Origin of the sequence: Thalassomonas sp. RHCl1, from assembly GCF_947387555.1 — a bacterium.
In the GTDB taxonomy this organism is placed as follows: Bacteria; Pseudomonadota; Gammaproteobacteria; order Enterobacterales; family Alteromonadaceae; genus Thalassomonas.
This window is the reverse complement of sequence record NZ_CANDNZ010000005.1, coordinates 59,609-72,551: the sequence shown is the minus strand read 5'-3', so window position 1 is coordinate 72,551 and position 12,943 is coordinate 59,609. Positions and strand designations below refer to the sequence as shown.

The window sequence follows — 12,943 nt, the reverse complement described above, 5'->3', positions numbered from 1 at the left end:
CCGTTATAGCTTATCTCCCTGAACTCCTAAGCATTACTGGCTTTTTTTGAGCTGCCGGTTTCTGCTGACTCACTGGCACAGCTTTCTTCACTCTCTGCCTCATCTGCAAGTGGCCAGCCGCCTAAGGCCTGCCATTTATTGACGATATGACAGAACAACTCTGCGGTTTTTTCCGTATCATATAACGCCGAATGGGCTTCATTACCGTTAAACTCAATGTTGGCGGCAGCACAAGCTTTTGCCAATACCGTTTGTCCCAGCGCCAGTCCCGATAATGTCGTGGTATCAAAACTGACAAAAGAGTGAAACGGGCTGCGCTTGATTCCACAACGGGTAGTGGCGGCATTAAGGAAGCCTAAGTCAAAGGAAGCGTTATGAGCGACGATAATAGCCCGCTGGCAACCGGCGACTTTCATTTTTTTCCTGACCAGCTTAAAAATTTCTTTTAACGCTTCTTTTTCATCAACGGCTGCTCTTAACGGGTTTTCGGGATCTATCCCGGTAAAGGCGAGGGCCGCCGGTTCAAGGTTGGCTCCTTCAAACGGGTTGACATTAAAATGTATGGTTTCATCAATGGAAAATAAGCCGGAAGCTTCATCCAGGGCTAATACCGAAGCGGCGATTTCCAACAGGGCATCGGTTTGTGCGTTAAAACCTGCGGTTTCAACATCAATGACCACGGGAAAGTAACCCCTGAACCTTTGGGCGAAAGCGGTTTTTTGATTACTGACATCAATTGTTTGGCTTGATGAAGACTCTGACATAGAAAAATAAGGGTACTGAATATTAATTTTGGGGGGATTATCGCAGAAAATTAGTTTGAAAACGACACTATTATAGTAAGCCTTTGCTATAGTTTTTTTATTTTTACTGATAAAGTGTTAAAGTAACTATTGAAATTGCCGATATAACTAATGCCGCTTAATAAATCGTATTTTTAGAATTATGAAAAAACAAATTGCGTCAATTCTGCTGTTATTCTTCATGGGCCAGGCACAAGGCGGGATCCGGCAATATAGTGCCGACTTGGATTCTTCCCAATGGCAACTGGCGAATGACTCACGCCTGGAATGCACTTTATCCCATAAAATCCCCAATTATGGCGAAGCACGCTTTTATAGCAAAGCCAGCCGTAAGATGAATATGGAATTTGAGCTGGACATGTTATTGCTGCCGGATAATTATGCCCTGGCAGAAGTTCGTTCGGTTGCGCCGCGCTGGCGTCCCGGGGTAGGCGATCATGTACTGGCAAAAATGAAGTTACACAAGCAGTTTACCCCCAGCCTGCCGAAAAAAGTCGCCTGGGCGATGTTAAGTGAGCTAGAGCAGGGCATGAGTCCGACCTTCTTTTATAATGACTGGTATAACGAGCAGGATAAAATTTCTGTTGGTTTATCAACGGCAAAATTTCAAAAGGCGTATCAGAAATTTGTCGGTTGTGTCGGTAACCTGCTGAATTTCAGTTTTGAAGATATTTCTTATACGGTACTTAATTACCAGTCAAACAGCGATGAGTTTACTAAGTCGTCAGCAAAGCGTATGGCGATGATTTCCGAATACCTGAGCCTGGACCCGGATCTTGAGCTGGTATTAATTGATGCTTATTCAGATAGTTATGGTGGACGTTGGACTAACTTGAAGTTATCTGAGAAACGGGCCAATAAAATCCGTGAATATTTTGTCGCCAACGGCATAGATCCGAGTAGGATTGAAGCCAGCGGATACGGTGAGAAACGCCATATTGCCTCGAACCGGACCACCTTAGGACGGGGTAAAAACCGCCGCGTGGTCATACATATGGAAAAACCTTAGCCCCGCAGCATCGGGAGTAAGGAAAAGTTAACGGATAGTTAACTATCCGGGCAATTTATTTAGCTGAATTTTCTAATTAATTGTTGAATAGGCCATTAGGTTAAACTAACCTAATGGCCTATTTTTTCAAGGGAAGTTCAATAAATGAAATTCTTTGCACGTTTGGCGGTGCTACTTGCTGCCTTTGCAACTCCATCACTTTGGGCACAGGTTAATGATGCCTATACCTATGCTAACTATGATCAGGTAAAAATTAAGCATGTTTACTTAGATCTTGCGGTCGACTTTGATGAAAAATCACTTAAAGGTTTTGCCGAATTATCTCTGAACTGGTTAAGCGACAGTGCCAAGCCTATCTATTTAGATACCCGGGACTTAGTGATCCACAAGGTACAGGCGCAGAAGTCAAACGGCCAGTGGCAAAAAGTCAGTTTTAAACTGGCACAGCGCGATGATGTCCTGGGCTCAAAGCTTACCGTTAAGCCGGGCTTTAAAGCGACAAAGTTAAGGGTTTACTACAACTCCACCGAGAAGGCCTCCGGCCTGCAATGGTTGACGCCGCAGCAAACAGCAGGCAAGAAAAAGCCGTTTATGTTCAGTCAGAACCAGGCCATTCATGCCCGCTCCTGGATCCCTATTCAGGATACCCCGAGTGTCCGGGTAACCTATACCGCCAGAATTAAAACCGACAGTGATGTGCTGGCGGTCATGAGCGCGAATAATACCCCGGATACGGCAAGAGACGGCGACTATTTCTTCTCTATGCCGCAGGCGATCCCACCTTATCTGATTGCAATCGGTGTCGGTGACCTTGAATTTAAGGCCATGAGCGATATTACCGGTGTTTACGCCGAAAAAAGCGTACTCGATAGCGCGGTAGCCGAATTTAATGATACCCAGGCGATGATCGATGCTTCTGAAAAGCTTTTTGGCGCTTACCGCTGGGGTCGTTATGATCTGTTGATTTTACCGCCGAGCTTCCCTTTTGGTGGTATGGAAAACCCAAGGTTATCTTTTATCACGCCAACGGTAATTGCCGGCGACAAATCCCTGGTAAACCTGATTGCCCACGAATTAGCTCACTCCTGGTCCGGTAACCTGGTGACCAACGAAAGCTGGCGCGATCTGTGGTTAAACGAAGGTTTTACCAGTTATGTTGAAAATCGCATCATGGAAGAAGTCTTCGGTCGTGATCGCGCGGTGATGGAGCAGGCGCTTGATGCCCAGGGGCTTAACTTTGAAATTGCCGAGCTTAGCCCGGGTGATACCCAGTTATATATCGATCTGGCAGGACGCGATCCCGATGATGCCTTCTCAGGTGTGCCTTATACCAAGGGCCAGTTATTCCTGATTTATTTAGAGCAGAAATTCGGGCGTCAGCGTTTTGATGAATTCATCCTTAACTACTTCGATAGCCACGCTTTTGAAAGTCTGGGGACAGCAAACTTTGTCAAATACCTGAAAAAAGAATTGCTGCAAAAGTATCCGGATATTGTCAGCGATGCAGAAGTCAATGAGTGGATTTACGAGCAGGGTCTGCCGACTTTTGTGCCTAAACCTACCTCAGATGCCTTTAAAAACATCGATACGCAAATTAACCAGTTATTAAGCGATGAAATTACTTTAGCGCAAGTGCCAACGGCAAACTGGACCTTGCATGAGTGGTTGCATTTTATCAACAATTTGCCGCTTAATATTTCTTTAGAGCGTATGGCCAGCCTGGATAAGGCATTTAACCTGACCCACAGCCAGAATGCCGAAATTGCTCATGCCTGGTATTTATTATCGTTAAGGGCGGGTTATGACAAGGTTTATTCGGCGATGTCTGATTACCTGATCGGCATTGGCCGCCGTAAACTGATTGTGCCGCTTTATAAAGTCCTGGCAGAGTCGGAGCAGGGTAAAGCCTGGGCCAAGAAAGTTTACTTGCAAGCCCGTCCGGGATACCACCCGCTGGCGCAGGGCACGGTTGATGCTATCTTAAAAGACTAGTTTCTGACCCGGTCGAATAATTCGGCGTTTTATATCAGCCCTGATGAAGGCAGCTCATTTGATATGAGCTGCCTTTTTTATACATGGCGTAAATTACTTTAAGGTTTCGGGATGGTGATTTTAAGAACCTTGATTTTAGCAAGATAAGGAGCCGGTGTTATTACTTCATTTTTAATATATCGACCTGGCGCTGTTTATCCTGCTCGGAAATAACGAGACGGAGCTCTGCGCTCTCGTGGCTAAAAACCATGGTTAACCGCCCGCGTTTTCTTTCCCGGCTGCTGGGCTCGCCGTAATGCTGTTGGTATAAGCTGACAATAGCCTGTTCGCTTTCCCGGGTGAAATAATTAACCACGGCGGGTAAATTGTCATCAAACCGGGCAAATACCCGGGCATCTTGCGGTAAAGGAATATTTTCAGATAAATTTGAGGGCTCAATAGCGGCAACCGGCCAGGTTAAGCACAAGACAGTGCTGCATAACACTAATAAAGAGGTGATCTTCTTCATCCTGACAGACTCCACAGGCTAAGGTATAGGCAAGCTTTATCCGAAGTTTAGCCGAAGACGGCAGAAAACCCTATTAAAAATCAAATACAAACCCAGTTAACGATGAGTTAAGTGGCAATAGTTAACCCTCTTGATAACATTTTAAGATCGTAGATAAGCAATATCTTTAGGGGGAAACCTAAGTAAGTTGAAGCCGTAATAAAAAGGCCTGAAAGATTAACCTCTCAGGCCTTACATTGCTCTTAAGCTGAAAACAGCTTCAGATTAAATATTATGACCGGGTAACAAATTCCCCGCGGTAGTTATCTACCCATAACGCGGTAGCGCCGCAGATGGCTACCGGCATCACGATCAGGTTAATGATCGGCACCATGGAAAATACCATCACGGTAAGGCCGAAGCTGTAACTCAGGCTTTTGTTTTGCTGCAGCGCCGCTTTCATTTCACTAAAGGGCACTTTATGGTTATCAAACGGGTAGTCCTTATATTGCACCGCCATCATCCAGGCAATAAACAAAAACCAGATCAATTGGCCGATAACGGGTAAAAACCACATAATAAGGAAAAAGCCGATGGCCCGGGGCAGGTAATATTTTAATTTGCACCATTCCCGCCCTAAAGTCCTGGGAATATCTTTGATGATATCCGTTATTTTGCCGTCATCAAGCTGATGGCCGGTGAGCTTTTGCTCGATCTTTTCCGATAAAAGGCCGTTAAAAGGCGCCGCCAGCCAATTGGCGACGGTACTGAAGATAAAAGAGAAGATCACTAACAGGGTAAATAAAGCCAGCGGCCAGAGCACATAACCTATCCAGCTGAGCCAGTCGGGTACCATGCCTTCAACCATGGCCATATAATGCTCGAGTTCGAGGAAAAGATAATAAAAGGCAATGGAGAAAAACAGTAAATTAACCAACAAGGGGATAAAAACGAAACGGCGTACCCCTTTAAGGCGGATGAGTTCAAAGCCCTTGATAAAATAACCTGCGCCGCTGTTGGCGTGAGGTGCATGAGTTGTTAGCTGCTGATAAGACATAGCCGGCATTATTTCCCGTCACTTGATATTACAGGGCGATTATAAGGGGCAGCTAACAGGAAGAACAGCGCTGAGATGTTACAAAGTAAAACATTTTCTGGTAAAGTCTGCCCATAATGACAATAACATCCACGGTTTACGAAAAGGTTTATGAAAATATCTACCCGCTCCAGCCTTAACTTCTCCTCTTTGCCAAGTCCTAAGTACTTGGTTCGCTAAGGTTTATGCGTTTAAAGCAAATTAAACTTGCGGGTTTTAAATCTTTTGTTGATCCGACCAAGGTGCCGTTTGAGCAGCAAATGACTGCCATCGTTGGTCCCAACGGCTGTGGCAAATCTAATATTATCGATGCGGTGCGCTGGGTGCTGGGGGAAAGCTCGGCAAAAAACTTGCGCGGCGATGCCATGACCGATGTCATCTTCAACGGTGCCGCGACTCGAAAGCCCGTGGGCCAGGCCAGTGTTGAACTCTTGTTTGAAAATACCACGGGACGTTTACAGGGCTCAATGGCGGATCGCAGCGAAGTTTCCATTAAACGCAGCGTCAACCGTGACAGCATTAACAGTTATTTTCTTAACGGCTCAAAATGCCGCCGTAAAGATATTACCGATATCTTTTTAGGCACAGGCCTGGGGCCGAGAAGTTATGCCATTATCGAACAAGGCACCATTTCCCGGTTGATCGAATCCAAGCCGCAGGAATTAAGGGTGTTTATCGAAGAGGCGGCGGGAATTTCCAAATATAAGGAGCGCCGCCGTGACACCGAGAACCGTATCCGCCATACCCGGGAAAACTTAGAGCGCTTGTCGGATATCCGCAGCGAACTGGCGTTGCAGGTGGATAAATTACATCAGCAGGCAGAAGCGGCCAAACGTTTTAAAACCCTTAAAGCCAGTGAGCGCAAATACAAGGCCGAGCTGGCGGTATTGCGCTGGCGGGCCTTTGATGAAAAATATAAGTTTAACCAGCAAGAAATTACCCGGCGTCAGGGAGAAATTGAAGATCTGGTGTTGAAGAAAAACCAGCAGCAGGCGGCGCTTTTCCAGGCAAAACAGGCGCTGACCGACGACAGCGACGAACTGGTGAAGCTGCAACAGCAAAAATTGCAAAAAAGCAATGATATCGCCCGCCTCGAGCAAAACCTCAAACACAGCAAACAGCGCCAGCAATTGCTGTTGCAAGAGCTGGAAAAATACCGCCAACAAGTTGCACAGGCGAGTAAAGAGGTGAGCGCGGATGAAGAAAAGCTGGCCCGGGTCAGCCTGATGCTGGATGAAAAGCTGCCTGAGCTGGCACTTGCCCAGGAGCAGTTGGCGCAGCTGCAACAGGTGGCGGAGCAATATCAGGATGAGCAACACAAGTGGCAACAAAGCTGGGAGCAGCATCAGCAGGAGCTGCACGAACATAAACGCCTTCAGGCATTGTTGGAAAGCAAGATCAGCGCGCAGCTGGTACTTATTGAGCGAAGTCAGGTCCGCCAGCAGGCACTAACGGATGAAAGTGGGCAACTGGAGCAACATCAGCAGGGACATGTTGTTGATGAGCAGCAACAGGCACTCGCCCTGGCACAGGCAAGCCTGGATGAAGGTTTGTATCAGCAGCAGGAATTGACGGAGCAAATTTCAGTATTACAGCAACAAATAACAGAGCATCAACAAGGGCTTGCCAAAAGCCAGGGGCTTGAGCAGGCGCTTGTTGCTAATTTAAGCCAGCTTGAGGACAGACAGGCACAGCAGCCAGAATGGGGACTGGAGCAGACAAGCTGGTTAAAAAGCCAAAATATCGAATATAGCGGTGCTTTTTTCGAGGGGTTAACGGTTGAACCTGACTGGGAGCTGGCCGTTGAACAGGTGCTGTCGTATTGGCTCGAAGCTGGGGTTGTCGATAGCTTACCGTCGGCATTGCCGTTGGAGACGGCGTTATTGGTCACCAAGCTAGGCAATGATGTTGCGGGTGAAAGTAAACTTGAGAGCAAGCCGAAGACCCTGGCAGAAAAAGTAAGCGGGGCAGGGGCTTTTCAGCCTTGGCTAAATCAAATCTATGTTGCAGCCGATTTGGATGCAGCACGATTAGTACTCGTGTCACTGGCCCCCGCAGAGTCGGTAATTTGTCCCGATGGCAGCTGGTTAGGGCACGGCTTTTTAAAAAAGGGCACCCTAGGTGTTTCATCGGATGCCTTGCAGCGTAAGCAAAATATCATGGCACTGAAAGCCCAACTTGCAGCCCTTGGAGATGAAAGAAGCGGGTACGAGCAAGCCTTACAAGTCCTGATAAAAAACCTGAAACAGGCGCAGCAGCAGGATAAAGATCTTACCGGGCAGTTAAAGCAAGTCCGGGATCAGGTCCAGCAGTTACAGCAAGAGCTGTTGTTAACTCAACAGCAAGTAAAACACGAACAGCAAAGAAGCGCACTGATACAGTCAGAGCTTAAGCAGTTATCCGGGCAAATAAAAGCCGAGCAGGCCGAACTTGATCGCCTGCAGCATGAACAGGCAGAGAGTAGTGCAGGGCGTGAAGATGAAGGGCGTACCCGGGCGCTGAAAGTACAGCAGGAGCAAATTCAGCAGCAATTGCAAACGGTGCAGGTAAAAATCCGTAACTGCCAGCAGGAAAATCATCAGCAGGCACTGGAAATAGAGCAGGGTAAAAGCCAGAAGTCTCATCTTCAGCACAATATCACCAGGGCGTCCGAGCAGCTGACAGGGTTAAAACAACAGTTAGAGGAAAGTGAGCAACAGCTGGCATCGCTAACGGACCCGGGCGAGCAGGACAGCAGTATCTTGCAGCATCAGCTTGAACAAATGCAGACGCTGGAGCAGGCATTGGCGGTTATTACGGAAAAACAAACCGGTGCCCGGCATAGCATCGCTGAGATAGAGCAGCAGCAACAAGCCAATCAGAAACTGCAGGAAAAACTCAAAGAGCAGATGGCAAAATTTCAGCTCGACGGTGAGAGCTACCGGTTGCGTGCCGAAGCATCCTTGGAGCAGTTGGCTGAAATGCAGCAAAGTTTGCCCGAAGTTAAAGCTTCGATGCCTGCTGAGGCAAAAGAATCGGTGTGGCAGGGGCACATTATTCGTCTTGGAAAAGACATTAATCAGCTTGGAGCGATTAATTTAGCGGCAATTGAAGAATATAATAGCCAAATGGCACGAAAAACTTTCCTGGATTCGCAAAATGATGATTTAACTCAAGCGATTACCACGTTAGAATCAGCGATAGAAAAAATTGATAAAGAAAGCCGTCATAAATTTAAACTCACCTTTGATCAGGTTAACCAGGATCTTAAAGGTTTGTTCCCAAAAGTTTTTGGCGGCGGCAGTGCTTATCTTGCCTTAACCGGTGATGATTTGCTCGATACCGGGGTCAGCATCATGGCCCGGCCGCCGGGCAAAAAAAATAGCACAATTCACCTGTTATCGGGTGGTGAAAAGGCGCTGACCGCTTTATCATTGGTGTTTGCCATCTTCAGGTTGAATCCGGCACCCTTTTGTATGCTGGATGAAGTGGATGCCCCTTTGGATGATGCCAATGTGGGACGGTTTTGTAACCTGGTGCGGGAAATGTCGCAAACGGTACAGTTTATCTATATCAGTCATAATAAAATTGCGATGGAAATGGCTTCTCATCTCACCGGCGTGACCATGTTTGAACCGGGTGTTTCAAGAATGGTCGCCGTTGATATTGATGAAGCGATTGCTATGGCAGAAGTATCTTAACAATAGGCTCGGTGATGGAAGATAGTTTCAGAAATACATTACTTATAATCAGTGCAGTGGTCATTGGTGCCATTTTTGTCCATGGCTTGTGGACGATCCGCAAAAATAAGAATCCTTATAAGTTAAAGGCCGATAACGCCAAAATCGAACCTGTATCCGAGGAAGTCGATAAAAGTGGTTTCGATCAATACGGCGTCGGCCAGCCGAAAGTGGCGGGCCAGTCAGCAGCGGCCAACCAGCACAAAGCTGTAGCGAACAGTGCAGCCCATGAACCTGAGATAAGCACTGAACAAGCACCAGCTGCGCCCGTAGCTGAGCAGATGCAAACTGAAACGGCGGCAGAAGAGCCTGAGCCTTTTTATGCCAACGAAGAGGCGCCGGTTATGGCGCCAATCGCAGGTAACGATCTGACTCCTGATCATGTTGAGCCTGCGTTAGGCAATATCGATGAAATAGAAGAAATGGCACCAGCCGTGCCGGGTCAGGGGGGCACCACCAAGACACTATTATCTGAAGCCGAGCAGGAAATGCTTGAGCCGGTAGAAATCGAGAAGCCGGTTTACCAGACCCCGGTGTCTCAGCCTAAACCCCAGGTTCAAAGAGCAGTACAAAAAGAGGTCAAAAAAGCTGCACCAGAGGCCAAGCCCAAAGGGGAAACCATAGAGCAGGAAGTGCTGGTACTTTCAGTGGTGATGCCGCAAAATCAGTTGATTTCAGGCGCGGCCTTGTTGCCGAGCTTGCTGACCCTGGGCATGAAATACGGCGATATGGGGATCTTCCATCGCCACCAGGACAATGCCGGTAACGGAAAAGTCACCTTCAGCCTGGCAAACATGATGAACCCGGGGACCTTTGATCTGGATAATATGGAAAGTTTTGCCACTCAGGGGGTGAGCTTGTTTATGACTTTGCCAAACGAGGGAGATGCCTTCGAGGTTTTCGAGCAGATGTTATCGGCGGCGAAACAGCTGGCCTCGGAATTTAACGGCCAGGTGCTTGACGATAAGCGCAGCGTGATGACCAAACAAACCGAGCAGCATTACATCAGTAATATCCGGGAGTTTGAGCGTAAACGCTGTATTGCCGGCGCCTAGAACCCTTCAAGCCTCTTGCCCCCATCACCGGCAAGAGGCTGTTGTCCTTCGAGTCACTTTTCCAACTAGATAAATTATTGCCCCGGCAGATATCCGGCTTAGGGCGAATATAAGAAACAACGAAAGAGAAATCACTAAACCCATGACTGAACAGCAGCTTTCAAGCCGTGTTGCCGAGCTTACCCGGCAAATCAATGAATACAATCACCAATATTATGTGCTTGACCAGCCCAGCGTGCCTGATGCGGAATACGATCGCCTGATGCGGGAGCTGATCGAGATTGAAAATAACCACCCGGCATTAAAAGCCCTGGACTCACCCAGCCAGAAAGTCGGGGGCGAGGCGCTAACGGCTTTTACCCAGGTGACCCACCAATTGCCTATGCTGTCCCTGGATAATGTCTTTTCTGCCGAAGAGTGGCAGGCGTTTGTGAAACGTTTGCATGACCGTTTGGGGTCAAGCGATACCTTGGCCATGTGCGCCGAGCCGAAACTCGACGGATTGGCGGTGAGCCTGCGTTACGAAGACGGCGTGCTGGTGCAGGCGGCAACCCGGGGGGACGGCAGTACCGGTGAGAATATCACCGAAAATATCCGCACCATCAAATCGATCCCGCTGCGCCTGAGCGGCGAAACTTATCCGGGGATTTTAGAAGTTCGCGGTGAAGTCTTTATGCCTAAAGCCAGCTTTGATGCCCTTAATGCACAGGCGATTAAAAAAGGCGAGAAAACCTTCGCCAACCCGAGGAATGCGGCAGCAGGCAGTTTGCGTCAGCTGGACTCGAAAATAACCGCTAAACGTAACCTGGCGTTTTATGCCTACGGTGTCGGTTTTGTCGGGGAGAGCACGGCTAATGCCTTGGGGCAGTCCTGGTTGGAAAACTCCCACTATGGACGCTTAGAGCAGCTAAAAACCTTAGGTCTGCCTATGTGTCCTGAAGTACGCCTGTTGAGCAATGAAAGCCAATGTCAGGCTTTTTACCAGGATATTTTGGACAGCCGTGAGCAGCTCAGTTATGAAATAGACGGCACGGTATTAAAAGTGGATGATATCGCGCTGCAAGAAAAGCTCGGTTTTGTTGCCCGGGCGCCGCGCTGGGCCACTGCCTACAAGTTTCCGGCGCAGGAAGAGCTTACCGTACTGGAAGATGTGGAATTCCAGGTGGGACGTACCGGTGCCATCACCCCGGTAGCCCGTTTAAAACCTGTGTTTGTCGGCGGGGTAACCGTCAGCAATGCGACCTTGCATAACCAGGATGAAATTGAGCGCCTGGAAATCAAAATAGCCGATACCGTAGTGATCCGCCGCGCCGGCGATGTAATCCCGCAAATTGTCAGTGTGGTGAAAGATAAACGCCCTGAAAATGCCCGGGATATTGAATTTCCCAAGGCCTGTCCGGTATGTGGCTCGGAAGTGGAAAAAGCCGAAGGGGAAGCGGTGCTTCGCTGTAGCGGCGGCCTGGTTTGCGGCGCGCAGCGTAAAGAAGCGATCAAACATTTTGCTTCCCGTAAGGCGCTGGATGTCGACGGTTTAGGGGATAAACTGGTGGAGCAGCTGGTGGACGAAAAGCTGATCTCAACACCGGCGGATTTATTCACCCTGACGGAGATCCAAGTCAGCACGTTAGAGCGCATGGGACAAAAGTCGGCCGCTAAGCTGTTAAAGTCGCTGGAGACGGCAAAATTAACCACCCTGGCGCGTTTCATATATGCCCTGGGGATCCGTGAAGTAGGGGAAACCACGGCGGCAAACCTGGCCAATCATTATCTTACCCTGGAAGCCATTATGGCGGCGGATGAAGAATCTTTGCTGGAGGTCAGCGATATTGGCGCCGTGGTGGCGCACAACATCTTGCACTTTTTCCAACAGGAAAATAACCGCCAGGTGCTGACGGCTTTGCTTGAGGTCGGTATTCACTGGCCGGAAATTGAAGTGAAAGCAGCCGACGAGCAGCCCCTTGACGGGCAAACTTTTGTCTTAACCGGTACGTTAAGTCAAATGGGCCGAAATGATGCCAAGGCGGCATTGCAAAGCCTGGGGGCCAAGGTTTCCGGCAGCGTTTCGGCGAAAACCCATTACCTGGTGGCAGGGGAAAAGGCCGGCTCTAAGCTGACCAAGGCGCAGGATTTAGGGGTTGATGTGTTAACGGAAGACGAGCTGGTGGCCCTGTTGACTGAGCATAAGGCCATGCCATGACAGACTTGTTAGCCGAAATGGGCCAGTGGCTGCGGCCCTACCAATATCAGCTGGCATTGGCGATCATCGCCACTTTGCTGGTGCTGTTTGGCAATGATATTAACCGCTGGCTGAAAAAGCTGCTCAGCGGGCAGCACTTTGTCGTTCGTCTGGTGGTTTTTGTTGTCGTGTGTGCTTTTGGTTATGGCCTGGCTACGGTTTGGCTCACGGCTTTGCTGGCCCAGCAGCTGGCAAAAATCCCCAATCTTTATTTTATGCCGGCTTGTCTGCTGGCATTTATCATACTGGGTCTGTTTGCCCAAAAGCAGCGGCAAATTTAACGCGGCCGCGCTTTCCTCCCGCGGAAGCTATGCTTCCGCATTTTTCATCTTTGGCGGTTCTTTTGGCTGTCCATCAAGCGCTAATCCTTGATAAGCAAGGTTTTACTTTAATTGGTATCACTTTTGCCTTTGCCCGGCGGGAATTAGATTAAACCAAGGATGGTTCAGGGATGAAATCTCATATTAAGCAAATGATCGTTAAGATTTTCGTTAATCAATACACGGGTATTTGGGCTTGTGCTTTGCTTGGCACTTGCGCTTTGAT

At 48.5% G+C, this 12,943-nt stretch carries 9 protein-coding genes; 6 read left to right on the top strand and 3 right to left on the bottom strand.

All coding sequences use genetic code 11. The features are described from left to right. Positions 1-26 precede the first annotated feature (26 nt). On the bottom strand, positions 27-764 hold the full coding sequence (gene rnt, locus QL234_RS15310; RefSeq protein WP_281558693.1) for a ribonuclease T: 738 nt from the start codon (positions 762-764) through the stop codon (positions 27-29). A gap of 181 nt (positions 765-945) precedes the next feature. On the opposite strand from rnt, the gene QL234_RS15305 reads away from it, so the two are divergent. Both QL234_RS15305 and QL234_RS15300 read left to right on the top strand, forming a co-directional pair. After that, positions 946-1,812, top strand: a complete 867-nt coding sequence (locus QL234_RS15305; protein WP_281558692.1) for an OmpA family protein — start codon at positions 946-948, stop codon at positions 1,810-1,812. 144 nt (positions 1,813-1,956) lie between these two features. Beyond that, positions 1,957-3,804, top strand: a complete 1,848-nt coding sequence (locus QL234_RS15300) for a M1 family metallopeptidase (RefSeq protein WP_281558691.1) — start codon at positions 1,957-1,959, stop codon at positions 3,802-3,804. A 160-nt stretch (positions 3,805-3,964) separates the two neighbouring features. On the opposite strand, the gene QL234_RS15295 is transcribed toward QL234_RS15300, so the two are convergent. Both QL234_RS15295 and cysZ read right to left on the bottom strand, forming a co-directional pair. Continuing rightward, entirely contained in the window at positions 3,965-4,312 is a 348-nt protein-coding gene (locus QL234_RS15295) for a hypothetical protein (RefSeq protein WP_281558690.1), read from the bottom strand. Positions 4,313-4,583: 271 nt separating this feature from the next. After that, positions 4,584-5,348 carry a sulfate transporter CysZ gene (cysZ, locus tag QL234_RS15290; protein ID WP_281558689.1) on the bottom strand — a complete coding sequence of 255 codons (765 nt, stop codon included), beginning with the start codon at positions 5,346-5,348 and terminating at the stop codon, positions 4,584-4,586. A 224-nt stretch (positions 5,349-5,572) separates the two neighbouring features. Here cysZ and smc point away from each other — a divergent pair, with 224 nt between their 5' ends. The 4 genes from smc (at position 5,573) to QL234_RS15270 (ending at position 12,678) form a co-directional block, all read left to right on the top strand. Next, complete coding sequence (gene smc / locus QL234_RS15285; protein WP_281558688.1) at positions 5,573-9,067, top strand: chromosome segregation protein SMC; 3,495 nt, start codon at positions 5,573-5,575, stop codon at positions 9,065-9,067. A 14-nt stretch (positions 9,068-9,081) separates the two neighbouring features. Next, positions 9,082-10,161, top strand: a complete 1,080-nt coding sequence (zipA, locus tag QL234_RS15280; RefSeq protein WP_281558687.1) for a cell division protein ZipA — start codon at positions 9,082-9,084, stop codon at positions 10,159-10,161. 142 nt (positions 10,162-10,303) lie between these two features. Then, complete coding sequence (gene ligA, locus QL234_RS15275; RefSeq protein WP_281558686.1) at positions 10,304-12,358, top strand: NAD-dependent DNA ligase LigA; 2,055 nt, start codon at positions 10,304-10,306, stop codon at positions 12,356-12,358. Beyond that, positions 12,355-12,678: a DUF3392 domain-containing protein gene (locus tag QL234_RS15270; RefSeq protein ID WP_281558685.1), complete on the top strand. Its 324-nt coding sequence runs from the start codon at positions 12,355-12,357 to the stop codon at positions 12,676-12,678. The genes ligA and QL234_RS15270 overlap by 4 nt, the downstream gene beginning before the upstream one ends. The last annotated feature ends 265 nt before the right edge of the window (positions 12,679-12,943 follow it).